Source organism: Burkholderia sp. LK4 (assembly GCF_001043615.1).
Lineage (GTDB): Bacteria > Pseudomonadota > Gammaproteobacteria > Burkholderiales > Burkholderiaceae > Burkholderia > Burkholderia cepacia.
In genome coordinates this window covers 85,257-110,831 of record NZ_LDUL01000074.1, presented here as the reverse complement: position 1 = coordinate 110,831, position 25,575 = coordinate 85,257, and the positions used below count along the sequence as shown (strand labels likewise).

General features: G+C 64.1%; 21 protein-coding genes. 14 read left to right on the top strand and 7 right to left on the bottom strand.

What is annotated here, in order from left to right:
- Positions 1-17 precede the first annotated feature (17 nt).
- A complete protein-coding gene (locus tag VK92_RS31935; protein ID WP_048022535.1) occupies positions 18-1,532 on the bottom strand; it encodes an MDR family MFS transporter in 1,515 nt (504 codons plus the stop codon).
- Positions 1,533-1,763: 231 nt separating this feature from the next.
- Between VK92_RS31935 and VK92_RS31930 the strand changes: the two genes are divergently transcribed.
- Complete coding sequence (locus tag VK92_RS31930) at positions 1,764-3,323, top strand: methyl-accepting chemotaxis protein (RefSeq protein WP_021156877.1); 1,560 nt, start codon at positions 1,764-1,766, stop codon at positions 3,321-3,323.
- Positions 3,324-3,379: 56 nt separating this feature from the next.
- On the opposite strand, the gene VK92_RS31925 is transcribed toward VK92_RS31930, so the two are convergent.
- From VK92_RS31925 to VK92_RS31910, 4 genes are all read right to left on the bottom strand, one after another.
- Entirely contained in the window at positions 3,380-3,616 is a 237-nt protein-coding gene (locus VK92_RS31925; protein ID WP_048022534.1) for a hypothetical protein, read from the bottom strand.
- A gap of 91 nt (positions 3,617-3,707) precedes the next feature.
- Positions 3,708-4,151 carry a hypothetical protein gene (locus tag VK92_RS31920; RefSeq protein ID WP_048022533.1) on the bottom strand — a complete coding sequence of 148 codons (444 nt, stop codon included), beginning with the start codon at positions 4,149-4,151 and terminating at the stop codon, positions 3,708-3,710.
- Between the two features lie 160 nt (positions 4,152-4,311).
- Positions 4,312-5,979, bottom strand: coding sequence for an ATP-binding domain-containing protein (locus tag VK92_RS31915; RefSeq protein ID WP_048022532.1), 1,668 nt, complete (start codon positions 5,977-5,979; stop codon positions 4,312-4,314).
- Between the two features lie 126 nt (positions 5,980-6,105).
- Positions 6,106-6,960: a helix-turn-helix domain-containing protein gene (locus tag VK92_RS31910; RefSeq protein WP_048022531.1), complete on the bottom strand. Its 855-nt coding sequence runs from the start codon at positions 6,958-6,960 to the stop codon at positions 6,106-6,108.
- Between the two features lie 224 nt (positions 6,961-7,184).
- Between VK92_RS31910 and VK92_RS31905 the strand changes: the two genes are divergently transcribed.
- Positions 7,185-8,519 (top strand): NAD(P)/FAD-dependent oxidoreductase, encoded by a 1,335-nt coding sequence (locus VK92_RS31905; RefSeq protein WP_048022530.1) that lies wholly within the window; start codon positions 7,185-7,187, stop codon positions 8,517-8,519.
- An 82-nt stretch (positions 8,520-8,601) separates the two neighbouring features.
- Positions 8,602-9,696 carry a potassium channel family protein gene (locus VK92_RS31900; protein WP_021156880.1) on the top strand — a complete coding sequence of 365 codons (1,095 nt, stop codon included), beginning with the start codon at positions 8,602-8,604 and terminating at the stop codon, positions 9,694-9,696.
- A 172-nt stretch (positions 9,697-9,868) separates the two neighbouring features.
- Here the strand turns inward: VK92_RS31900 and VK92_RS31895 are convergent, their stop codons facing one another.
- Positions 9,869-10,798: a LysR family transcriptional regulator gene (locus VK92_RS31895; RefSeq protein ID WP_021156881.1), complete on the bottom strand. Its 930-nt coding sequence runs from the start codon at positions 10,796-10,798 to the stop codon at positions 9,869-9,871.
- Positions 10,799-11,108: 310 nt separating this feature from the next.
- Here VK92_RS31895 and mdlC point away from each other — a divergent pair, with 310 nt between their 5' ends.
- The 10 genes from mdlC to VK92_RS31850 all read left to right on the top strand — a co-directional run bounded on the left by mdlC (position 11,109) and on the right by VK92_RS31850 (position 23,040).
- Positions 11,109-12,698: a benzoylformate decarboxylase gene (mdlC, locus tag VK92_RS31890; protein ID WP_048022529.1), complete on the top strand. Its 1,590-nt coding sequence runs from the start codon at positions 11,109-11,111 to the stop codon at positions 12,696-12,698.
- A 70-nt stretch (positions 12,699-12,768) separates the two neighbouring features.
- Positions 12,769-14,205 (top strand): aldehyde dehydrogenase, encoded by a 1,437-nt coding sequence (locus VK92_RS31885; RefSeq protein WP_048022528.1) that lies wholly within the window; start codon positions 12,769-12,771, stop codon positions 14,203-14,205.
- 141 nt (positions 14,206-14,346) lie between these two features.
- On the top strand, positions 14,347-14,472 hold the full coding sequence (locus VK92_RS43345; RefSeq protein WP_258025663.1) for a hypothetical protein: 126 nt from the start codon (positions 14,347-14,349) through the stop codon (positions 14,470-14,472).
- Complete coding sequence (locus VK92_RS31880; protein WP_048022527.1) at positions 14,469-15,815, top strand: MFS transporter; 1,347 nt, start codon at positions 14,469-14,471, stop codon at positions 15,813-15,815. Before VK92_RS43345 ends, VK92_RS31880 begins: the two co-directional genes overlap by 4 nt.
- Before the next feature lie 114 nt (positions 15,816-15,929).
- A complete protein-coding gene (locus tag VK92_RS31875) occupies positions 15,930-17,102 on the top strand; it encodes a 4-hydroxybenzoate 3-monooxygenase (protein ID WP_048022526.1) in 1,173 nt (390 codons plus the stop codon).
- Between the two features lie 124 nt (positions 17,103-17,226).
- On the top strand, positions 17,227-18,387 hold the full coding sequence (locus VK92_RS31870; protein WP_048022525.1) for an alpha-hydroxy-acid oxidizing protein: 1,161 nt from the start codon (positions 17,227-17,229) through the stop codon (positions 18,385-18,387).
- Positions 18,388-18,455: 68 nt separating this feature from the next.
- Complete coding sequence (locus VK92_RS39100; RefSeq protein ID WP_165589123.1) at positions 18,456-19,415, top strand: helix-turn-helix domain-containing protein; 960 nt, start codon at positions 18,456-18,458, stop codon at positions 19,413-19,415.
- Positions 19,416-19,567: 152 nt separating this feature from the next.
- Positions 19,568-20,620, top strand: a complete 1,053-nt coding sequence (locus VK92_RS31860; RefSeq protein ID WP_048022524.1) for a carbon-nitrogen hydrolase family protein — start codon at positions 19,568-19,570, stop codon at positions 20,618-20,620.
- Between the two features lie 133 nt (positions 20,621-20,753).
- Entirely contained in the window at positions 20,754-21,986 is a 1,233-nt protein-coding gene (locus VK92_RS31855; protein WP_196481676.1) for an MFS transporter, read from the top strand.
- 370 nt (positions 21,987-22,356) lie between these two features.
- Entirely contained in the window at positions 22,357-23,040 is a 684-nt protein-coding gene (locus VK92_RS31850; protein WP_053076260.1) for an ABC transporter ATP-binding protein, read from the top strand.
- Between the two features lie 63 nt (positions 23,041-23,103).
- On the opposite strand, the gene VK92_RS31845 is transcribed toward VK92_RS31850, so the two are convergent.
- Positions 23,104-23,841 carry a helix-turn-helix transcriptional regulator gene (locus tag VK92_RS31845; RefSeq protein WP_048022522.1) on the bottom strand — a complete coding sequence of 246 codons (738 nt, stop codon included), beginning with the start codon at positions 23,839-23,841 and terminating at the stop codon, positions 23,104-23,106.
- 456 nt (positions 23,842-24,297) lie between these two features.
- On the opposite strand from VK92_RS31845, the gene VK92_RS31840 reads away from it, so the two are divergent.
- Positions 24,298-25,356, top strand: a complete 1,059-nt coding sequence (locus VK92_RS31840) for a porin (protein WP_021156897.1) — start codon at positions 24,298-24,300, stop codon at positions 25,354-25,356.
- Positions 25,357-25,575 lie beyond the last annotated feature (219 nt).

Sequence of the window (25,575 nt, the reverse complement as noted above, 5' to 3'; positions counted from 1 at the left end):
CGCGGTTCACCGGCCAGTCAGTTGTGCTTGCGCAGCGGCGCATCCTCGACGAACCACGCGAGCACGAACGCGATCGCGATGACCGTCGCCGCCGCGAGATAGACGACGTGCAGCGAGCCGGCGAACGCATGCAGATACGCGTCGCGCACGGCATCCGGCAACTGGTGCACGGCGGCCGGGCCGAGCGCGGGCGGCAGCTCCGTGCCGGCCGGCAGCGCAGCCATCACCCGCGACTGCAGCCCGTGCGAGAACAGCGCGCCGAACGCCGCGACGCCGAGTGAGCCGCCGATCGAGCGGAACAGCGTCGCACCCGACGTCGCGACGCCCATGTGGCGGAATTCGACCGTGTTCTGCACGGCGAGCGTGAGCACGGGCATCACCATGCCGAGCCCGATCCCGAGCAGCGCCATGTACGCATACATCGTGTGCAGCGGCGTATCGAGCGTCAGTGTGGACAGCAGCGCCATCGCGACGCCGCCGGTCAGCGTGCCCAGGATCGGAAACATCCGGTACGAGCCGAGCCGCGAGATCAGCCGGCCGCTGACGACCGACGTCACGAGCATCCCGCCCATCATCGGCAACAGCTGCATCCCGGCCTGCGACGGCGTCGAACCCTTCACGACCTGCAGGTAAAGCGGAATGAACGTGACCGAGCCGAACAGCGCGATGCCGACGACGAAGCCGATCAGGCTGACCAGCACGAAGGTGCGATGGCGGAACAGTTCGAGCGGCATGATCGGCTCGGCCGCGAGCCGTTCTTCGTAAATGAAGCCGCCGATCGCGACGACGCCGAGCACGAGCGTCATCCACAGCTGCGGCGACGTCCACGGCAGCAGCGAGCCGCCTTCGCTCGTGAACAGGATCACGCAGGTGAGGGCGGTGGCGAGGAACGCGGCGCCCATGTAGTCGATCCGGTGCTTCACGTGCGCGGTGTGCGGCCGGAACGCCATGCCGATCACCGCGAGCGCGAGAAAGCCGAGCGGCAGGTTGATCGTGAAGACCCAGCGCCACGACAGGTGCTCGACCAGGAAGCCGCCGAGCAGCGGGCCGACGATCGTCGCGAGGCCGTACACGCCGCCGAACATCCCCTGATAACGCGCGCGGCGATCGGGCGGCACCAGATCGCCGATCGCGGCCATCGTCACGACCATCAGGCCGCCGCCGCCGAGCCCCTGCAGCGCGCGCAGCACGATCAGCTGCGTCATGTCCTGCGCGACGCCGCACAGCGCGGAGCCGGCGAGGAACAGCACGATCGCGGCCTGCAGCACGATCTTGCGGCCGTACAGGTCGCCGAGCTTGCCGTACAGCGGCAGCACGACGGTGGACGACAGCAGGTACGCGGTGACGACCCACGACAACTGGTCGAGCCCGCCGAGCTCGCCGACGATCGTCGGCAGTGCGGTCGACACGATCGTCTGGTCGAGCGCGGACAGCAGCATGACGAGCAGCAGCGCGGCGACGATCAGCCCGGTCGGCGCGTCGCGGCGGGCCGTTTCGGCGGCCGGCGGAGTGAGGAGGGTGTCGGTGGTCATCGATATATCTGCCATGGCAGGGAATTGGTTCGAACTATAACGACGGATAGTTGACCAGTCAATTTCTGCCCAGCCTCGATCTGTTGCAACGGTAACAGTAGATTGCCGACGCGAAAAATTGACCGGGATCAGCCGGAAAGCGGGGCCGGGCTCAAGTTTTTTGCAGGCAAACCGTAATACAGCGTGCTGCGGACCGATTGCCGCGGCACTTTTCACCGCTCACGTCCCGTCATGAACCTGAACGCCCTGTTTTCCCGTTTCTCGATCCGCACGCGGATCTTCTCCACGCTCGGCCTTGTCGCCGCGCTGCTCGTCGTGTCGGGGCTGATCGGCCTCGCCGGCATGCAGAGCTCGAACCGCGCGCTCGACGAGGCCTATACGCAACAGCTGGCGGCGAAGACCGCGCTGTCGGCGGCCAGTCTCAACCTGACGATCGTGCGCACGACGCTCGACCGCGCGCTGCTGCACCCGGAAGCGCCGGACGTGCCCGATCTCGTCAAGAAGGCCGAGAGTTATCTCGCGAAGGCCGACACCGCGTGGCGCGGCTACGCGTCGATGCCGCACGACGGCGACGAAGGCCCGCTCGCGAGCCGCCTCGATGCCGCGCGCCAGGCGCTGATCGGGCAGGCGCTGAAGCCGATGATCGACGCGGTCCGCGACGGTCGCCGCGACGAGGCCGACCGGCTGCTGATGTCGGTCGCGCCGCCGCTGTCGGTTGCGCTCACGCAGGCGACCGATGCGCTCGATGCGTACCAGGGCGCACGCGGCAAGGAGGTGTACGACACCGCGCAGACCTACTACGGCTGGATGCGTGCGGGCGCAATCGCCGGTATTGCGTTCGGCCTGGCCGCGTGCCTCGGCTGTGCGATCGGCCTGCATTACGCGATCACGCAGCCGGTGAACCGCCTGCTGTCGCATTTCCGTCGCCTGTCGGAAGGCGACCTGACGTCGGAAGTGCGCTGGTCGTCGCGCGACGAGATGGCCGAACTGGTCAACGGCGTGACCGGCATGCAGCGCAGCCTCGCGGACACCGTGCGCCAGGTCAGCCAGGGTTCCGAGGCGATCTCGACGGCGACGCACCAGATCGCGGCCGGCAACACCGACCTGTCGCAGCGTACCGAGGAACAGGCGTCCGCATTGCAGGAGACGGCCGCGAGCATGGAGCAGCTCACCGCGACCGTGAAGCAGAACGCGGACAACGCAGTGGAGGCGCAGGCCTGCGCGGACACTGCGAGTGAGATCGCCACGCGCGGCGCGACCGTGGTCGGCGAGGTGATCGGCACGATGAACGAGATCGACCAGAGCTCGCAGAAGGTCGCCGACATCATCGGCACGATCGAGGGGATCGCGTTCCAGACCAACATCCTCGCGCTGAATGCGGCGGTCGAAGCCGCGCGTGCCGGCGAGCAGGGCCGCGGCTTCGCGGTGGTCGCGGGCGAGGTGCGCACGCTCGCGCAACGCTCGGCGTCGGCGGCGAAGGAAATCCGCACGCTGATCGGCGAATCGGTCGAGCGCGTCGCGAACGGCTCGCGGCTCGTCGGCGTGGCCGGTACGACGATGCAGGACATCCAGCAGGCGATCGGCCGCGTGACGGGCATCATGACGGAGATCGCGGCCGCGTCGAACGAGCAGCGCGACGGGATCGAACAGGTGAACCGCGCGGTGTCGCAGATGGACCAGGTGTCGCAGCAGAACGCGGCGCTCGTCGAGCAGGCTGCGGCCGCGGCGGCTTCGCTGGAGGAACAGGCGGACGGGTTGCGTCGCGCGGTGGGGGCGTTCCGGGTGGCGTGAGCGACGGCGTGGTGCAGGGGGGCGGGCTGGTCGGTCGACTTAACCCGTCTCGCGGATCAGTCCGTGTGCTCGCGGATGATCCGGTCGAGCAGGTCGGGGAGGTCCGATGGCGCCTCTGAGCCCGTGAACGTACACACTTCGATGTGTCCGTCACGAAATACGTCCACCTCGACGCGCATTGCGACTACCGTCATCGAGACCAGCACGCTGTCGGGGCGGTTGCGGCTCAACGCGTAATGGATCTTCGCGGTACCGAGGCGGTCGAGCAGGTTGAATAGCGGATGTGTGGCCATGATCCGAAGCGTTGTTTACCGGTCCGATGTTGACATGCGCCTTGGCGCGATCGCCCAGGTGCTTCGCTTGCCACTTCATGCTGTCGCAAGTTCAAACCTCCGGTCCCAGGCTCAACCCGATCGCCTCGCACAGCACGGCGACTTCCGCGCCGCATGACGGCTCGAGTACGAACAACGCCTTTCGATTCACGTCGAAATCGGCCAGATATCGATCGAGCAGCGCCCCGTCGACGCTTCCCGCGTCGAAATCTTCCCGGCTGTTCATCCACTTCAGCCACTTGCATACGTCGGCCGCCGAAAACGCGTATGCAGGGGATATCAAAAGGCGTGACACAACGTTCTGTGCCGCAAAATCGATGACGCGTTGGGAGATGACGCCGGTGAAGCGAAACGTGCCGATGCCTCCGTCGGTTCGGCGGAACCGAAGCCGCAATTCCCGAGCAGTCGGACGATGGTCAATGGTGACGAGTTCGGCATCGTGGAAGGTCGGCATGTCGTCGAGCCCGATCACGCTTTGGTAAGTCACGTTGCCCATGAATGAAATCCCCTGCCGGTGTATGTAATCCAGCGCTCTGTGCGTGTCGTTCGCGACGCTTGCGGCCGGCTCGTCCGTGTCTCGTCTTGGTTGGAACGTCAATGCGCCCGGAGAAACGGGATTGTTCCAGGTGGCTTGCCTGCCGAAATCTAAAGCGATTTCAACCCGCCGCGAGCTGCGCGGCCGCGCGCGACGACGCGACGATCAGCAGCTTCATCGTCGCGCGCGTCGCGCCGACGAACAGCTTGCGCGCGGCACGCGCGTCGAGCGTGTCGAAGTCGACCTCGGTGAGGATCACGCACGGCGCCGACTGGCCCTTGAAGCGGTAGATCGAATCGAGCAGCACGTCGCCTTCGCGATATTCCGGGTTGCCGAACAGGTCGTACTTGCCGGTGAAACTCTTGAGCCGGTGCGGGCCGAGCTGGTCGAGCGGCGCGAGCACCGAGCCTTCGCGGCCGCGATACGACAGCACCGCGATGTCCTGCTTGCGAAAGCCAAGCGACAGCGCGTGCGTGATCGCCCGCTTGGTCGCGTCGACGCAGGCTTCGGCCAACGCGTCTTGCGACGCGCCTTCTTCCCCGTACGCCGACACCGACGGATCCGAACCGTCGAACGGGCTGCCCGAGCGCAGCTCGGCCGCGAGCGGCTCGACCCTGCCGACGATGTCGCGCACGAATTCGAGCAGGTCGCGCGGGCTCCGGTAGTTCGTGAGCGCCTTCAGCGTGACCCAGCCCGGCAGCGCGACGGGCTCGCGCATGTACAGGTTCTGCAGCGGATCTTCCAGCCACCACCATGCGCCGTCCGGCACGAGCAGGCGTTCCAGCGCGGCCGCCCACGGCGCATGGAAATCCTGTCCTTCATCGACGACCAGCACGTCGAAGCGCCAGCGTTCGGAAATGGGCGTTTGCGCGAAGCGCGCCTCGAGCCGTTCGAATTCGCCGGGCTCCTGGAAGTCCGGCGTATATCCGCCGTCGCGCGCGACCCAGTCGCACAGCTGGTGGTAATTCGCGATCTTCGCGCCGGGCGGCGCGATGCGCGTGATGTAGTCGGCGAGCGGCCGGTTGAAGCACACGTAGAGCACGCGCTTGCCGGCCGCGACGGCATCGCGCATCGCCTGCACCGCGAGCTGCGTCTTGCCCGAGCCGGCCGTGCCGGTGACGCGCAGCCGGAACGGCGCGAATTCGAGCTGGCGCGCCCATGCGGCGAGCCCGCCCGACAGCCGCGTGACAAGCGTGCCCGCCTGCCCGACGAGCGCGCTCGTATCGGGCGTGAGCGCGAGCTCGTCCGCGAGGAAATGGTGGAGTTTCGGCGCGTTCGGAAAGTGCTCGTCGTCCTCGGGCAGGATTCGCAGGATCACCTGCGCGAGCTGCGCCTTGCGCGACGCATCGACGATGCGGTCGGCGGCGACGCCGGCGATCGACGCGTCGCGGATCGAGTAGTCGGGGCAGTACAGCAGCGCCTCGACGCCGTAGACACCCGCGCCGAGCGCGGCCGTCAGGCGCCGGTGCAGCGTTTCCTGCGTGCGCGCGAGCTGGATCGGGACGTTGCGTTCCTTCTGCAGATAGACCTTCACGAGCCCCTTCGGCGTTTCGCGCAGGAAGCCGGCTTTCTGCTCGATCAGCAGCACGCGGCCGGCCGGGCTCACGACGACGAACGCGGCCTCGCCGAACACCGAGAACGCCTGGTCGGCGCGCGTCCAGTGCACGCCGTGATACACGGTGTAACCGTCGGGCAGCGCGTGTTCGAGGGCCGCGAGCGTTTCGCGCTCGCGTTCGGCCGCGCCGGTTGCGGCGAGGCTTTTCCAGTCGTCGGGGATGAGGCGGGCCATGGCGTCGGGCGGCGGATGCCGGCGTGGGCGTGAACGGGTGCGGCTATTGTACTGATCCACGACCCTGTTCACGACCGCCGTGCCGCGCGGACGATGGCCGTCCGGACGGGGAACGGCCCGGGGACGTTACCCGCGTGCGAGCCGTTTCGCGAGATCGGCGCTGAGGATCGCCATGCGCGCGGGTTTTTCGTAGCAGACGACGTCGAACGCGCGGATCACTTCGCTGATGTCGGCCTCGCTCGCGCGGCCGGTGAGCAGGTCGCCCGTCAGCACGAAGATCGGCGCGCCCGGGTTGTCGGACGTGCGCACGGCCTTGATCGCGGTGGCGGCCGTGCTGTCGTCGAACAGCCATTCGGTCAGGACGGCGTCGAACGCCTGGCCCTGCAGCGCGTCGACGAACGGCGCGAGGCCGTCGAATGCGGCCGTCGCGAAACCCTGGCGTTCGAGATAGCGGCACAGCTCGGTCGCGCTGACGCGATCGGGGTCGATCACCGCGACGACGAGCTTGTCGCTCTCCGCGCGGCGCGGATAGATCTCGATCTTGTGCACGTCGTACGCGTTCTGGTACAGCACGCCGGTGTGGCGCAGCACGCGCCAGCGGGCGTTCTGCTCATATGCGACGAATTCGGGGCGCGCGCCGGCTTCCAGCGGCGCGCCGATCCATGCGGTGCACGGAATCTCGGCGACGCCCGCATAAAGTACGGCCTCCTGCGAATAGGCGCCGACCATGCCGGGGTCGAGCGTTTGCGCGCCGAACAGCTGCGCGGCGGGTTCGCCGTACGCTTCGGCGACTTTCTTGATCTGCGCGAGCGTCCAGGGGCTGCTGCCGCGCAGCTTACGATGGCCTTGCGAAAAGCTCAGGTCGAGGATGCGGCACAGCTCGGTGGTCTGCTGGCGCTTGCCGATGCCGTTGCGGGTCATCAGCTCGCGCACGCGCTCGGCAACCGCGAGGGAATCCGTGGTGATTGCTTCAGTGGTCATGCTACGGGAACGGATCGTGACGTTCAGAACGACGCCTTGCGGCAGTCTCGACGGACAGTCTTCGTGACGTCCAGGGGCGAGCCGACCGGCCACGCGCGGAAAAGATAACTTTACCGCAAAATGGTCGTTATTCAGCGTGGTGAAAGGTGCGTTTGTGTGAAAGGTGTGTCACGACGTTACCACCGCCGCCCGTATCCGGATGCATTAACCCCTGACAGGAAACAATGACGACCACCTATCCGCTGCACGATACCCTGACCCTTGGCGATTCGCCATTCCCGGCCGACGCCGACGTCGTGATCGCCGGCGCCGGCATCATGGGCTGCGCAGCCGCGTATTACCTGGGTCTGCGCGGCCTGAAGGCCGTCGTGCTCGACAAGTCGCGTATCGCCGGGCAGCAGTCGACACGGGCGTGGGGCTTCGTGCGGCAGCAGGGCCGCGAAGCTGCCGAGGTGCCGCTGATGATGGCCGGCATGCGGATCTGGGAAGCGTTAGAGGAAACCCTCGGTTTCGATCTCGAATGGCGGCAGGGCGGCTGTCTTTATATTGCGGACAACGAAACGGACTGGGCGTCGTTCAACGCTTGGCTCGCGGTCGCGCGCGAACACGGACTCGACACGCGCACGCTGACGCGCGCGCAGATCGACGAGCGCGTCAGCGGCCTTTCGCCGCAGGCACGCGCGCTCGGCGGGCTGTATACCGCGACCGACGGGCAGGCCGAGCCGCGCCGGGTGGCTGCCGCGTTCGCCGCGCGTGCGGTCGAGGCCGGCGCGCGCTTCTTCGAAGGCTGCGGCGTGACCGCGATCGAGACGGCCGGCGGCGCGGTGGTCGGCGTCGTGACCGAGCGCGGCACGATCCGCACGCGGCGCGTGATCTGCGCGGCGGGCGCGACCAGCTTCCGGCTGCTCGACGGCGTCGGCATCCGGCTGCCGCAGCAGGCCGTCCGCGGTACCTGCATGCGCACCAATGTGGTGCCGTCGGTGTCGGCATCGACGGTATGGGGGCACGGCCTCGGCATCCGGCAGCGCAAGAACGGCGCGATCAATCTCGCCGACGACATGCAGGTCGACGTCGACCTGACGCTCGGCCACCTGCGCGGGTTGAGCCTGTTCTGGCCGGAGTTCTGGTCGCAGCGCGACAAGTTCCGGCTGCACGTGAACGGGGCTGTCTGGCGCGATGCGCTTGCGCGCATCAACGGTGCGACCGGGCCGATCGAGCCGCGCGATCCGCAGCCGCAGCCGAATCGCGCGCATGCGCCGCGTGCACTCGCGAAACTCAAGACGATCTTCCCCGCGCTGAAGGACGCGCAGATCGTCGAGGCCTGGGCCGGCCTGATCGACGTGCTGCCCGACGGCATTCCGGTGATCGACGCGCCGGGCACGCCGTCCGGGCTCGCGATTGCGACGGGGTTCTGCGGCCACGGTTTCGCGATGGGGCCGATCGTCGGGCGGCTGCTTGCCGAATGGATCGACACCGGCGCGCCGTCGCTCGACCTGTCGGCGTTTCGCGCGCAGCGCTTCGTCGACGGCACGATGGTGCGGCCGCGCAGCATGCTGTAACGGACGAGTCGATGCGATGACGTCGGCCGGTCGCGGCCGACCCATCGTAGAATCGAGCCCGCATCCTTCAGGAGATTCCCCGTTGGCATCGCCCTCCGCCCAGCGCCGCTCGTTGCGCTCACGCCTGCGTCGCGCGCGCAATCCGTGGCAGGCGCCGCGCGCACGCACGCTGTTCACGCGTCCCGCGACGTCGCCGCGCCGCACGCTGCTGTTCCGTCTCGGCGCGGTCGTGCTGCTGTGCACGCTCGCGTTCCTCGTGCTGTATCTCGATCGCGACGGGTTGCGCGATTCGACCAAGAGCACGCCGATGACCGTCGCCGATCTCGTGTACTTCACGATGGTCACGGTCGCGACGGTCGGCTACGGCGACATCGTGCCCGTCACCGCACGGGCGCGACTCATCGATGCGTTCTTCATCGTACCGATCCGCATCGTCATCTGGTTCATTTTCCTGGGCACGGCCTATCAGTTCGTGATCCAGCGCGTCGTCGAGGAATTCCGCATGAAACGCCTGCAAAAGCAATTGTCCGATCACATCGTCGTATGCGGTTATGGCCTGTCGGGCTCGATCGCGGTGCGCGAATTGCTCGAGAGCGGTGTCGATCCGGCGACGGTCATCGTGATCGATTCGCAGCAGCAGGCGCTCGAGGCCGCGACGTCGCTCGGCGTGACGGGGCTGCTCGGCGATCCCGCGCACGAGGATCTGCTGCAGCAGGCGCAGGTGCGTTCGGCGAAGGCGGTGATCATTTCGGTGACCGACGATCCGACCGCGATCCTGCTGACGCTGTCGGTGCGCAGCATCGCGCCCGATACGAAGATCGTCGTCCGGATCCAGGAGAACCTGTACCAGCGGCAACTGCGGCAGGCGGGCGCCGACGTGATCGTGTCGTCGACGAAGATCGGCGCGCTGCTGCTCGCGGACGCCGTGCATAGCCGCTATATCGTGCCGTTCGTGAACGACATGCTGTCGACGCGCGGGCGCGCGACGCTGCTGGAGCGCGAGGCGATGCCGCAAGAGGTCGGCTGCATGACGAACGTCGTGCCGGGTGCGATCGTCGTCGGGCTCGATCGGTGCGGGAAGATTTTTTCGTTCTACGAGGATCCGCCTTGCAGGATCGAGGCAGGGGATACGCTGGTTGTGATTCAGTCGGCGCGGATTCCGGATCCGGATGTTTGATGCTTGAACCAATGCATTTTCATCAGGATTCCCTGGGTGGCGACTGCTGGCGACGGCGCATCAACGTGCAAACGCGGCGCCAGACCCGGACTGACTTCAATTGAACAAGGCGGGGTATGCGTCGGGTCACGCCAAAACGCACGAATCGCGGGCACGCCGCGATTCGCGGCCATCAAGACAGGCTTTGCCCGTCCTTGCGCAAAGACCCCGTCAGGTGACGCAATTCGTCCAGCAGCTTGACGGCGGGCGCGGGTAGCGTGCCACGCCGGCGCCGGAATGCCGTCAACGTGCGTTGCGCATCCAGGCCTTCGATATCCAGAGCGTCGATGACGCCAGCCTTGCTTTCGGTGTCGTACATCGGCTCGGCCATCCATGAGACGAAGCCGCATCGTGCTACCAGGCTTTTGAGCACGGTCACCGAACGGGTCTCGACTGCAATGGCCGGCATCGGCAGGCCGCGGGCCCTGAAGGTCTCCTGCATGTGGGCATACGGTCCGGTTCCCTTGGGCGTGAGCGCCCACCGTTGTGTCAGGGTGTCTTCGAGCCGCAGACCGCGCGTCGAGCGCAACGGATGATCGGTCGCCGCGACCACGAAACTCCGGTCGGTCCATGAACAATCGGAGAGCGCAGCGACCTCGTCGGTTTCGATTCCCGAGGTGCAGAGCGCCAGGTCGATCTCGTAAGCGAGCAAACCCTCGACGAGACGATCCCACACGCCTTCGATCACCTCGACGCGCAGGTTGGGCCATTTCTCGAGCACGCACGCGATGGCCATCGGCAGCACGAGGCTCGCGATGCTGCCCACCGCGCCCACCTTGATGACGCCTTTCGCGAGGCCGCGCATCGCGTCCAGTTCCTCGCGCGCCTGTTCGGCTTCCCGTTGCAGCAACATGGCATGCGGCATCAATGCCTCGCCCAGCGCGGTCAACTGCATCCCTTTCGTGTGGCGCTCGAACAGCGGCGCCCCGACCGATTCCTCGAGCCGCTTGATCGATCTGCTCAGCGCGGGCTGGGTCATGTCGAGCAGCGTCGCGGCTCGTCCCAGGCTACCGGCGGACACGATCGTCGTGAACATCGTCAACTGCTGCAGATTGAAACTCATCGCGGCGAACCTGATTGAAAGGGAATAAAGGGGGGCGAGCAGGGTCCCGAGTTGGACGGCGCTAGGTGTCTTCCCTGAAAGGCACCGCCGCGTACGCTCGCGGCGGCTGCCGGAAAACCGGTGCTGGCGGCGCTCAGCCCTGCCCGGTAAGGCTTCCGGCCTGAATGGGCCCGTCAGGCCACTCGATGACGCCATGCTTAAATGTAATGACTTTGAGCATTATTGGCAATTTTCAAACAAGGTATCGAATCCCATACTGCGGCTCATCCAATCACCGCCAGCCCGAATGGCGAACCGCAGAGGATTCGAGATGCAACGAAACACAAGTGGGCAGCCGACCGTTCGCGATGCCGTCGTGGACTTGATGCGGCGCCTCGGCATGACGTCCGTGTTTGCCAATCCCGGCTCGACCGAACTGCCCATGTTCCGCGACTTCCCCGAGGATTTCCGGTACGTGCTGGGCCTGCAGGAAGCGGTCGTGGTCGGCATGGCGGACGGGTATGCCCAGGCGACCGGCAACGCCGCGCTGGTCAACCTGCATTCGGCGGCCGGCGTCGGCAACGCGATGGGCAACATCTTCACGGCGTTCAAGAACCGCACGCCGCTGATCGTGACCGCCGGCCAGCAGGCCCGCTCGATCCTGCCGTTCGAACCGTTTCTGTCGGCATCGCAGGCAACAGAGTTGCCGCGCCCCTACGTGAAATGGAGCATCGAACCGGCTCGAGCCGCCGATGTGCCGCTGGCGCTCGCCCGTGCGTACCACGTGGCGATGCAGGAGCCGCGTGGCCCGGTGTTCGTTTCCATTCCGGTCGACGACTGGGATCAACCGGCCGACTTCGTCGAGGCGACACGGGTCAGCACCCGGTCGCGCCCCGATCCGGAACGGATCGCGGAGATCGGCGATGCGCTGGATCACTGCCAGCGGCCGGCCATCGTCGTCGGCGCGGAACTCGATCGCGCCGATGCCTGGAGCGAGATTATCCAGGTTGCCGAGCGCCACAACGCGCGGGTTTATGTTGCGCCGATGTCGTCGCGCTGCAGCTTCCCTGAAGATCATCGGCTCTTCGCCGGATTCCTTCCGGCGATGCGCGAAAAAATCGTCCGGATTCTGCACGGGCATGACCTGATCTTCGTCGTCGGGGCGCCGGCGTTTGCGTATCACGTCGAAGGCAGTGGGCCGCATGTGCCTGACGGTGCGGCGTTGTACCAGCTCATCGACGATCCGGCCACCGCCGCGTGGACGCCGGTCGGCACGTCGGTGGTGGCGAACATTCGCCTGGGGCTTGCGGACCTGCTCGCCCGTCCGGCGCCGCGAGGCCGGCCGCTGCCGGCGCCTCGCGAGGCCGTCGAGCGCGCCGAGCCCACCGCGGTCATGTCGGTCGCCTATGCGTTGCAGACGCTGTCCGAGGTCCGCCGCGCTACCGATATCGTGGTCGAGGAGGCGCCCAGTTCGCGCCCCGTCATGCAACGTTATCTGCCGTTCACGCGCAGTCAGACGTTCTACACGATGGCAAGCGGCGGTCTGGGCTACGGCATGCCCGCCGCGGTGGGCGTCGCGTTGGCCAGACCCGGCAGCCGCGTGATCGGCCTCATCGGCGACGGCTCGGCGATGTATTCGCCGCAAGCGATCTATAGCGCGGTCCAGCTCGATCTTCCGATCACATTCGTGATCCTGAATAACTCGCGCTACGCCGCCTTGCAGGAATTCGCGCCCGTGTTCGGCTTCGCCGCATCGGATCCGGTACAGGGCACCGACCTGCCAGGGCTGGATTTCGTTTCCCTAGCCCACAGCATGGGGTGCGAAGGCGTTCGAGTGAGCGACGCGCTGTCGCTGAAGCCCGCGCTGGAAGACGCGTTGTCTTCGGGAAAAACACGCGTCGTCGAAATTGTCGTGGCCTGACCGCGAGCCGGTGATTCGGCAGGCCGGTTTTTCAAGAATATTCCAGGAGACGGTAGTGAATCAGGTAACGATGTTGATCAACGGCGAGCGTGCGATGGCTCGCGACGGCGCGACATTCGAGCGCCGCAACCCGCTCGACGACACGGTTGCCTCGACGGCGCCGGCCGCGACGGTCGCCGATGCACAAGCGGCGGTGCATGCGGCGGCCGCCGCGTTTCCCGCATGGTCGGCGATGGGCCCCGGCGAGCGACGCGCTCTACTGAATCGGGCCGCGGATGCGCTCGAAGAAAAAGGCGACGCTTTCGCGCTGGCAATGGCAACCGAAACGGGCGCGTCCCGCCTGTGGGCGGATTTCAACGTCAAGCTTGCGGCCGACGGGCTGCGCGAAGCGGCTGCGATGATCACGCAGATTTCGGGCGAAGTGATTCCGTCCGATGTGCCCGGCAGTCTCGCACTGGGCGTTCGGCAGGCCGCCGGCGTCGTGCTCGGGATCGCGCCGTGGAACGCGCCCGTCATCCTGGGCGTGCGTGCGGTTGCGTTGCCGCTGGCGTGCGGCAATACCGTCGTGCTCAAGGGTTCCGAAATTTGCCCCGCGACCCACGGCCTCATCATCGAGGCATTGCAGGACGCGGGACTGCCGCGTGGCGTCGTGAACTTCGTCACGAACGCGCCGGCGAATGCCGGCGACATTGTCGAAGCGCTGATTGCCGAGCCCGCGGTCAGACGGGTGAACTTCACGGGTTCGACGCGCGTCGGCCGCATCATCGCGACCCAGTGCGCGAAGTATCTGAAGCCTTCGGTACTTGAACTCGGCGGAAAGGCGCCGTTTCTGGTGCTTCACGATGCCGATCTCGACGCCGCCGTGCAAGGCGCGGCATTCGGCGCGTTCGCCAATTCCGGCCAGATCTGCATGTCCACCGAACGCATCGTCGTCGACACGGCGATCGCCGATGAATTCGTCGCGCGTCTGGCCGAGAAGGCGAAGAGCCTGCCGCTTGGCGATCCGAGAAAGGGCCCGGCCGTCCTCGGCTCCGTCGTGGACATGGCGACCGTCAGGCGATGCAACGACCTGATCGACGACGCGCTGGCGAAAGGCGCGACCCTGGTGTGCGGCGGGAAATCCGAGACCACGCTGATGCCGGCCACGTTGCTCGATCACGTGACGGCGGACATGCATATCTACCGGGAGGAGTCGTTCGGGCCAGTCAAGGCGATCGTCCGCGTCGATGGAGACGACGAGGCCATCGCATGCGCAAACGACAATGAATATGGTCTGTCGGCGGCGGTCTTCAGCCGTGATGTCGCGCGGGCGTTGACGGTAGCGAAGCGGATCGAGTCCGGGCTTTGCCACGTCAATGGCCCGACGGTTCACGACGAGGCGCAGATGCCGTTTGGCGGGATGAAGTCCAGTGGTTTCGGGCATTTCGGCGGCAAAGCCGGAGTCGCGGAATTTACCGATTTGCGCTGGATCACCGTGCAAACGACGCCTCGTCACTATCCGTTCTGATCGTTGCCGCGGTCAGCGCGCGTGATGCTCGCCATGGATGCGATGGGCTTCCGGATGGTGGGCACGAACACAATAACAACCCGATACCGTTGAGATGCCTTCGCTCCTGGAACGACGAGCGATCGGCTTAAGGAGACTGCAATGCCTGTCATCAATTTCGAGTCGTCGCTCGATCGCACCTGGTTCGAGTCCGACCGTCACGTCGGAAAACCAATTGCTCAGGACTGCGATTCGGACTTCGCCGGCCGGGCCGGGAGCGCGAAATGAACGATCGTAATCCGCGTCTGCCGACCGTAGACATCGGCCGCACCCTCGACGATGGGCCGTTCTCGGCGTTCCAGCGAACGGTCGTCCTGCTCGCCGCACTTGCGATCGTGATGGATGGATTCGATGGGCAACTCATCGGGTTCGCCATTCCCAGCCTGATCAAGGAATGGGGCATCACGCGCAACGCATTTGCGCCCGCCGTTGCCGCCGGCCTCGTCGGCATGGGCATCGGCAGCGCGTTCGCCGGGCTGTTCGCGGACAGGTTCGGTCGGCGCTGGGCGATCATCGGGAGCGTGCTGGTATTTGGCCTGGCGACGAGCTCGATCGCGCTGTCGCCGGACGTCACGACCATTGCGATCCTGCGCTTTTTTGCGGGATTGGGTATCGGCGGCGCACTGCCGAGCGCGACGACCATGACGGCGGAATTTACGCCTGCTCGCCGGCGGACGCTCGCCGTGACCGCAACCATCGTGTGCGTACCGCTGGGGGGCATGCTTGCGGGGCTGTTCGCGAGCGTCGTGCTGCCTCACTATGGCTGGCGGGGACTTTTTCTCATCGGCGGCACGCTTCCCGTCGCACTGGCGCTCCTGCTGTATTTCGTCATGCCGGAATCGCCACGTTATCTTGCGCGTCATCAGGAACGCTGGAACGAACTGCGTCACCTGTTGACCCGCATGTCCCGCTCGGTTCAGCCGGACGCCGTGTTCGCCGATCAGAAGGAACAGAAGGCGGTACAGCGTCCAGGCTTTCGTGCGCTGTTCGCGGACGGTCAAGGCCGCGACACGATTGCAATCTGGGTCGCTTTCTTCATGAACCTGATCGCGGTCTACAGCGCATTCAGCTGGCTGCCGACGATGCTTGCAGGGGAGGGGCTCAGCCCTTCGGTGGCTGGTTCGGGTCTTACCGCCTACAACCTGGGCGGCGTATTCGGCGCAATAAGCTGCGCGGTGGCAATCGGTCGGTTCGGATCACGCTGGCCTTTGCTCGTCTGTTGCCTGATGGCGTGCGCGAGCGCACTTTTCCTGCGCGGTCTCGACGTCTCTGCCCACACGACGCTGCTCGTGTTCGGAATCGGGTTGCACGGTCTGTTCGTGAACGCGGTTCAGTCGACGATGTATGCCCTTTGCGCGTATGTCTATCCCACCGAGATTCGCGCGACCGGGACCGCATCCGCGCTCGCGTTTGGGCGGCTCGGCGCGATTCTCAGCGCGTTCGCGGGGGCCTTCGTGATCACGCAGGGTGGAGCGTCTGCGTACCTGGGCATGCTGGGCGCCGCGATGGCGATGGTGTTCATCTGCCTGATGATCGTGCGTCGCCATATTCCGCCCATCAAGGGCGCTTGAGATCAGTGTCGAGGGTGACGTAGGTTACGCGCTCCGCGCAGAGCACGTAACGACGTCGCTCATGTTCAACCGAATGACGGAAAGCGTCTGGCAGTACCTTCAGTTGGAGATAGCATGCGCACTCAAGTAGGCATTATTGGCGCCGGTCCTGCCGGCCTCCTTCTTTCTCATCTTTTGCATCTGAAGGGTATCGAGTCCGTCGTGCTCGAAACCCGCGGACGCGAGCAGATCGAATCGACGATCAGGGCGGGTGTACTCGAGCAGGGGACGATGGACCTGCTCGAAGCGTCCGGTGTCGGTGAACGAATGAAGGCGGAAGGTGCGTTGCATCACGGCTTTGAACTCGCGTTCGACGGAAAGCGGCGGCGCATCGACCTCAAGGCGTTGACCGGGCGGGCCATCACCGTCTATGCGCAGCACGAAGTCATCAAGGATCTGGTGGCGGCTCGCGTTGCCGCGGGCGGCTCTATCCTGTTTGGTGTCGCGGATGTCTCGCTTCACGACATCGACACGTCGGCCCCGTTGATACGGTTCATGCATCAAGGGCAATCGCATACGCTGGACTGTGATTTCGTTATCGGATGCGACGGTTCGCAAGGGGTGTCCCGTTCGGCGATTCCCGAGCGCGTTCGCCGCGATTTCGAGCGCGTCTATCCGTTCGGTTGGTTCGGCATTCTGGTCGAAGGTGCGCCGTCCGCGGACGAACTGATCTATGCGCGTCATGATCGTGGTTTTGCATTGGTCAGCACTCGTTCGCCGACAGTTCAGCGCATGTATTTCCAGTGCGACCCGAAAGATTCGGTCGACAACTGGTCCGACGACCGGATCTGGGCCGAAATGCATGCACGTGTCGACTCCGCCGATGGTCAATGCGTTGTCGACGGGAAGATTTTTCAGAAGAATATCGTCGGCATGAGGAGCTTCGTCTCGACGACGATGCAGCACGGCCGATTGTTTCTTGCCGGCGACGCCGCTCATATCGTTCCTCCTACCGGAGCAAAAGGTCTCAACCTGGCAGTCTCCGACGTACGGATCCTGAGCAGCGGACTCGACGCGTATTACCGGACCGGCGATGAAGCGCAACTCGCTTCGTACAGTGAGCTTGCGCTGAAGCGGATCTGGCGCGCCGAGCATTTCTCCTACTGGATGACCCGCATGATGCATCGCCTCGACGATGCCTCGCCGTTCGAACAGCAGTTGCAGGTTGCCGAGCTCGAGCACGTGACCACGTCCGAAACTGCGGCGAGGTCCATGGCGGAAAACTATGTTGGGAGCGTCGTCGTCTAGCTTTCGACTTTGCGTCGTTACTCGGCTGTCGTCGGCATCGAACGGTCGAGAGAGACGCGCGAAACCGGCGTGCAGCGCGCCTCGAACTTTTCGCATCACGATTCAATCTGACAGTACCCCAATCATGACAACAGGATTTCCCGGCATTTTCTCCGTCAGCGACTATCGTGACGCAGCCAGACGGCGGCTGCCACGCATGGTGTTTGACTATCTGGAAGGCGCGGCGGACGATGAGTCGGGATTGACGCATAACCGTTCGGCGTTTGACGGATTGCAGTTGTTGCCGCGCAGGCTGTCGGATGTCAGCACGCGAGCGCAGTCGATGACGCTCTTGGGCCGGCGGATTCCATTACCGCTGGTAATCGCGCCGACGGGCCTCAACAGCGCGTTCTGGCCCAGGGGCGACCTCGCGCTTGCGCGCGCGGCGGGCAAGGCCGGTATTCCGTTTGCGCTATCGACGGCTTCCAACATGTCCATCGAAGAGGTGGCAAAGGGGGCCGACGGAGAACTGTGGTTTCAGCTGTACGTCGTTCATCGCAACCTCGCGAAGAGCCTGGTCAATCGTGCCCGCTCGGCGCGTTATTCGACCCTGATCCTTACCACCGATGTCGCGGTCAACGGCTTTCGCCGACGCGATCTTCGCAACGGCTTTGCGATGCCGTTCAAGGCCAGTGCACGTGCGGTCGTCGACGGACTGTCGCACCCGCGCTGGCTTTGGTCTTACCTGATGAATGGCATGCCGGAGCTGAGGAATTTCGCGACGGACGATGCATCGGATACGGCCTCGCAGGCCGCGATCCTGCGCCGGCAGATGGATGCGAGTTTCGGTTGGGACGACCTGCGCCGTCTGCGGGACGAATGGCCGGGCAAACTCCTCGTCAAGGGCATCGTGACGGCCGACGATGCCGCGCGGTGTGTCGCGCTCGGCGCGGACGGCGTCATCGTTTCGAACCACGGCGGCAGGCAACTCGCCGACCTGCCGGCGACAGCCGACGTGCTGCCGGACATCGTCGAGCGCATCGCGGGCGCGACGGTCATGCTCGACAGCGGCATACGGACGGGGGCCGACGTCGTCAAGGCGATCGCGCTGGGGGCCCAAGCCGTGATGCTGGGGCGCGCTACGTTATACGGGTTGGCGGCCAGAGGGGAAGCCGGCGTGAGCGACGTCATCGAGATGATCAAACGGGAAACGGACCGGACGCTTGCCCTCATCGGTTGTCGCTCGGTGGAGGCGCTCGATCGCAGCTACGTTTCGAAGCGTCCGTCCTGGGGTATTGCGCATTGACGCCGGATTTTGGATGCGCAATGGTCCGGGATAACGCTCTCGCGTATCTGCCACCGGAACCTCGTGCCATGAATCAAGTGACGACCACGGATCATTACCATCGTGACGACAGGCTTCTGGCATGGTCGGATCAGGTTCGAGCCAGTTGCGTCCCGATGGTTTTCAGGACCGAATCCGGGCAGGGATTTCATGGCGAGATTTCCAGCGTGGACACCGACGGCGTGTGTGTGTCGCGGATCTCGGCGGTCGATCACGTCGCGGCGCATGACTGGGACGAAGTGCGGCGCACGGCGGACGACTACCTGCTCGTGTCGATCCAGACCGAAGGGCGAGGCGCGATCGAGCAGGATGCCCGCACCGCGTTCGTCGGCCCCGACGACATGGTGCTGTTCGATTCGTCGCGCAGTTTCGTCTGGCATTTCTCCGGACAACATTACACGATCCGCTTTCCCCGCAAGGCACTGGAGAAATGGGTGCCGTGCGGCCGGCAGCACACCGCGGTGAGGATTCCCGCGGCCACCGGGGTACGCCGGATCGCGGCGGACCATATCGCGTCCCTGCACCGGGCGCTTTCGGCGGACGAAGGCGCCATGACCGGTTGCGATCGGCTTGGCGATGTGTCCGCGAACCTGGTCGCGCTGGCGTTGGCGGATTATTTCAACACGGTTTCGCTGCCCAAATCCAACGTGAAAGAGATGCATCTGCTTCGCGCACGTGCATTGATCCATGACCGTATTCGCGAACCGGAACTCGGACCCGAACAGATCGCCGACGAACTGGGGGTATCGAGCCGTTATCTTTACCGGCTGTTTGCCGAGGTCGGAGAGTCGATCGGCGAGATCATCTCTACGGCCCGACTCGACGGGTGCGGCGAGTGGCTTCGGCAACGCGCGTACGCCAACCGCTCGATTACCGATATTGCGATGGCTTGGGGTTTCAATAATGCATCGCATTTCAGTCGCACGTTTCGACGTCGCTTCGGCATGTCCGCGCGCGACTACCGTGCGACGCATCGCGACGTTGGTTGAATCGCCCCTGAGCGGGCCGCGCGGTAATCCCGCCGGCTGGCAGCATAAGTAAAAATCCTGTTCTGTCAGAGTCAAGCGTCCGCCATATTGGCCCCGGACACTTCCTCTACAACGTTGCGGGCGTCCCGTCCCGCGAGTCGTGGAGGAGTATCTTGGCTCTCAACCATCCCCAATATAAGGCGGCTGTCGTGCAGGCCGCCCCGGCGTTCCTCGATCTTCAGGCCGGAATCGAAAAGTCCATCCGCCTGATTGAAGAGGCGGCGCAGGCCGGCGCCGCCCTGATCGCCTTCCCCGAAGTGTGGCTGCCGGGCTACCCGTTCTACATCTGGCTCGGCACTCCGGCCTGGTATATGAGCAAGGGCTATGTTCAGCGCTACTTCGACAATTCGCTGAGCTACGACAGTCCGGAAGCCGATGCGCTGAGGGACGCAGCGAGGAAAAACCGCATCACGGTCGTGATGGGACTCTCGGAGCGCAAGGGCCATTCGTTGTATATCTCCCAATGGATCATCGGCCCCGACGGCGAAACCCTGCTGCAACGACAGAAACTCAAGCCCACCCACCTCGAACGGACGGTTTTCGGTGACGGGGAGGGCAGCGGCCTGACCGTGATCGACAGTCCGTTGGGCAAGCTCGGCGCGCTGTGTTGTGCCGAACACGTACAGCCTTTGACCAAAGCCGCCATGTACGCGCAAGGCGAACAAGTCCACGTTGCCGCGTGGCCGAGTTTTTCCCTCTATGAATTCGCCAGCGCATTGAGCTACCAGGTGAACAACGCGGTTTCGCGGACCTATGCCGTCGAAGGCGGATGCTTCGTCCTCGCGCCGTCGACAGTCGTCACCGAGGAGATGGTCGAGCATCTTTGCGACACCGAGGACAAACGTCAGCTGTTGCGGGCGGGCGGTGGCCATAGCGTGGGATACGGGCCCGACGGGGCGGAGCTGTTCGACAAGATCGACGAAACCGCGGAAGGCCTGCTCTACGCCAATATCGACCTCGGCACGCAATCGCTTTCGAAGTGCGTTTTCGATCCTGTGGGGCATTACTCGCGGCCCGACGTGCTGCGATTGCTGATCGACCGGCGACCGCGCCCCCCTGTCGCCGAGATACTCGACAGAACGCCGGCGGAGACGGCCGCCGATGATCCCGCTTCATCGGACGGCGGCTGCCCGTCCGGGTTGGCGGGAAGCGGCGGAGATCGGTAGCGGGACCATCGGGCTCGCCATGTCGTTCCATGGCGGGCCGGTCGGAGGGTTTCGTTTCGCGGCCGGGTAGGCCTGGCGGTTTTTCTTCGAAACAACGGTCATTCAGTCACGACGATATAGTTAGGATGGCGATATGAAATACAAGGAAGGCGGAAACTACGAATGGAAGATGGTCATCTTTCTTGCGGTGCTGTTCGGCATCGTGGGTCTCGACCGTCTGGTCATCGTGTACCTGTTCCCGGTTCTGCTGCCGGAACTGAAACTGAACAACACGCAGGCAGGTGCCATCGCCTCGGTGCTCGCGTTGACCTGGGCCATTTCGACATGGGTGCTCGGAAGCCTGTCCGACCGCCACGGGCGTCGCAAGATTCTGCTCGGGTCCTCGATTTTCTTCTCGGTGATGACATCCTTCACCGGGGTCGCCAAGTCGTTCCACAGCATGCTGCTCGTGCGCGGCCTCCTTGGCGTCGGAGAGGGGGGCGTCTTCAGTGCCAGCGTCGCGACCATCGATGAAATATCGACACCGCGTCGGCGCGGCTTGAATCTGGGCATCCATCAGTCGTTCTTTCCCCTTCTGGGTATCGGCCTGGGACCGATTATCGCTACCCAGCTCGTGATGCATATGCGCTGGGAGTGGGTGTTTTTCGTTCTCGGTATCCCGGGGCTTCTGCTGACGTTCCTGATCGGCAAGACCATGCGAAAGGCGGAGGCAAGTCGAGATAAACAGGCGCGATCGGCATCGGCCAGCCCCTTGACCGTGCTGAGATACAAGAACATCTGGTTGACCACGGTCATCGGCTCCCTTTTCCAGACGGGCCTGTTCGTTTTCTCGACGTTTGTCGCGCTCTATCTGACCAAGGTAGTGGGCCTCAGCCTCGGCACGGTCGGCCTGATCATCTCCGGATGGGGTTTCGGCGGGTTTATCGGGATGATCGCCGTTCCGGCGATGTCCGATCGGCTTGGTCGGCGTATCGTGCTCGTCGTTTCCGCGGCTTGCTACGGAATCCTGATGTTGGCATTCGTTCTTTGTCACGCGTCTCCGATCGTCATGTTCTGCAACCTCTTTGCCGCCGGGATTTGTGGCTTCGGCATCGCACCGCTCTTTCTTGCCGTGATTCCCTGCGAATCCGTGCCGTCCACGCTGACCGGCTCCGCCGTAGGCGTTCCCACCGCTGTCAGCGAACTCATCGGTGGGGTCCTGATGCCGGTGGTGGCAGGTGGGCTCGCCGACACATTCGGTCTTGGTTATCCGATGCTGATCGTCGGGGGCGTGTCGTTGGTTAGCGCGCTCGTGGGGATGTTTCTCGAGGAAACGGTGCCCACCGCGACCTCGAAGCGTTCAGTCTCGAACATGGACGCGGTCTGAACGTCTGGCGAAGTGCCGGTGGATTTCAGGCCTTTGCGGGGAATCGCGCGATCCAGGCCGCTGACGGCGGCCTGGAGGCGGTTTCGGGGGCGGTAAGGCGACGTTGCGAGGGTTGACAGCGTCGTCAATTCCAACGATGCGATACAAAAAAGCGGGCGCGCATTCTACGAAGACCAAAACGTAAGAGAGACGTAGATGCCAACCCTTCCGCAGCGTTCAGTCGTCGACGCAAAAGATGCGATTGATCGGCGCGAGATCTCCTGCCTGGAATACGTTCAGGCTCTGGTGGGTCAACAGGCATCAAGATGTCGGAAGACGTCAAGGCCGTCTACTCGGGAGGAAGAAAGTGAGCGAGCGCCGGGGAGAAGCAATGCTGAGGTTTTCGTCGATCGTCGCGGGCTACGGCGACACGATGGTGCTCAAGGGGATCAGCGGCGAGGTGGCCTCGGGTAGCGTCCTGGGCGTATTCGGCCGCAACGGCGTGGGCAAGTCGACGCTCATGCGCGCTTTGGCCGGCGTCATCCAGCCCGCGTCCGGTACGGTCACTGTCAACGGTGGCGAAGTGGGCAACGTGCCGTCGCATCAACGGCGAAGTCTGGGGGTGAGCTATGCGCCGCAGGAGCGGGTCGTCTTCGACAATTTGAGCGTCGCGGACAACCTGACACTCGGATTCAAGACCCGAAGCCTGGACGCATACGACGATCTGTTCCGGGTTTTTCCGCGGCTGAAGGAGCGCTTGTTCCAACCGGCCGGGAAGTTGAGCGGTGGTGAAAAGAAGCTGCTTTCCTTCGCCAGGATCATCGCGGAGCGTTCGCCGCTCACGCTGATCGACGAGCCGTCGGAAGGTGTTCAGCAGGAGAACCTGGAGCGGATGGCATCCGTGATCCGGTCTCGAATCGAGGAAGGCGCGGCGTTCGTGGTCGTCGAACAGAATCTGACGTTTCTCACGTCGATCGCCGACCATTTCATCGGTCTGGATCATGGAGAGGTCGTGCTGTCGGGCGACTCGATCGATGTGTCGCGCGACCGGCTCGAAGCGGTACTGGCGGTTTAGTCTCTTGTATCGGACGATTCGCCGCGTCGCGCGTACGTGGCCGCCGATCGCGCCGTTCAATCGTCATGACGGCAGGGTCGTTCCGGCCGCGGCGACGGAGGCAGCAAGCTCCGCGCGGTTGGAGAATCCCTTCTTGTCCATGATCCGCCGCAGATGGGTGCGCACGGTCGACAGGCTGATGCAGAGAAGGCGGCCGATATCCTGATCGGTACAACCCTTTGCGACCAGCTGGGCGATCTCGCTCTCACGGTCCGTGAGCCCTGTCGCGCTGCCTGCCCGGCGTTTGATCGCGCGGCAAAGGAACGGCTCGATCGCATCGAGCACGAGTTTGTCGCGCATCTCGAACTCAGGCCGATTCCTCGTTCGCCAGATTCTCAGGTCGCTGAGCTGGCGTTCGCCGTCGAAGACAAACACGTTGATCCCGTGATGCAAACCGTCGTGCGCGAGAAACTCGTTATAGAACTCGCTTTTCTCCAGGGCAGGCCGGTCCATCACTTCTTCCACCAACGTGGCCCTGCGCCGCTTGCAGAGTTGCGCCGTCATCGGGTCATTGTGCTGGTACCAGCTCGTGTAGCGACGCACGTGATCCGAGTCGACATTGACCGCAATCGGGTCGGCGTACATCCCTTTTTCGGCATCCCAGTTGTAGGAGACGCAGAAATCGGATCGCAGCAGCCGGGTCAAGTCTGACAAAACGACACGCCTGACATCCACGATCGGCCCGAGCTCTTCGAGCCGCCCGATGATGTCACCGAAAAGTCGGAGTTCGGCGAGCGTGAGATCGTGAACTTGTGGCTTCAAGGGTGCCTCATCGGTAGGTGGAATCGGGAGACAGCATGCGTAACAGCCTCGAAAGACTGGTTCGCATTACACATCAAGCATAGCAGGGCAAAAAATCCCGATCAGCAACGAACTTCACTGCCATTGCCTGCCCGTTGTATTCATGCCGCAGTCAGGTCCACTGCCTATTGCAGATCGGAAGGGATGTTCGCGAGGGCGCCTGAATTTCTTGAGCGCGGGCTCAGGCCAAGTTTTCCCTGTCGATATTTCTAACGATGGGGCTCAAAAAGCGGTGCTCATAGAGTAGACGCGCAGTGGGAAGCGGACGTGCTGAGACCGTTCGTTGTAGCGAGGCAAGCTGGAGGATTACCCGGACACGCCTGCCCATTGACCAAACGATTCCGATGCATTTCCAGCGGGACGTTTTCCTCAGTCATTTTCGTCAACGAAAGCTACGCATAAAATTAGGAAAGCGATATGAATACGGTCATCAAGCGAAGCATGGTGGTGTGCGCCGCGGTCGGATGCGGCGTGGCACATGCACAGTCCTCAGTGACGCTGTACGGGCTGGTGGATGCGGGTATTACGTACACGAACAATGCGACATCGAGCACCGGACATGGCGCGCTCGTGCAGTTTGCGTCCGGGTCTTCGCAGGGAGATCGCTGGGGGCTGACGGGTAAAGAGGACCTGGGTGGCGGGCTCAAGGCGATCTTCACGCTCGAAAGCGGCTTTCAACTTTCCAACGGGGCCCTGGCGCAAAGCGGGCTGCTGTTCAATCGTGCAGCCTTCGTCGGCGTTGACGGGCGGTTCGGGACGCTGACGCTCGGGCGGCAATACGACTTCATCGGCGATATCTTTCCGGCGTACTCGATTGCGGGAAATACGGCAGCGGGGATCCTCGCGTGGGGCATTCCGGCATATGCGGCTGGCGGCTATACGCTGGACAACCGGCTGTGGGGCGACAACGTCAATAACTCGGTGAAGTATCTTTCGCCGACGATTTCGGGTTTCAGCGTCGGGGCGATGTACGGTTTCGGCAACGTCGCCGGCTCGTTGGGCACCAACAGCTCGATGAACTTTCTGCTGAACTACAGCCAAGGCGGGCTCGCCGCATCGCTGTCGTATTTCAAGCAGCATAACGCGACCAGCTCCGCGAATTTGACCGAATACGCCGGCGGTGCAACCTACAGCCTGGGGAAAGCGCAGATTTTTGGTGTCGTGACCGATGTTCAGTTGAGCAGCGGCACCCAGGCTCGGGCGCTGACCTACGACGGAGGCATGACTTACTTCGTCAAGCCCGATATTTCGCTTGGAGCAGGGTTCCAGTTCCAACAGCGCAACAACGGCGTCGGCAGCGCGAACCAGGTGACCATCGGGGCGGATTACTTCATTTCCAAGCGAACGGACGTGTATTTCGTCGGGGCGCTCGCGCACGATCATGCACACGGCGCGCAAATCGAAGCAGCGCTCGGATCACCGTCCAGCACGAGTTTTCAGACTGCGGCACGGATCGGCATTCGCCACAAGTTCTAAATCTGTCGAGTGAAAACTGCATGTATATCGTGTATTGGGTTGGGCAACGCAGGTGATTCCCTGCGGCCGTCGACGATGGCCGCAGGGATCGACATCCCTTTGTCGGAGTCAACGCTGAGGCTTGCCTCGTCGCGGGCATCACGCGCTCAGCATATTTACAAGTTACCGCTGCGTTGGCCGATCTATCTGAGATTCGCTTGTCTCGACTCGATTCCCATC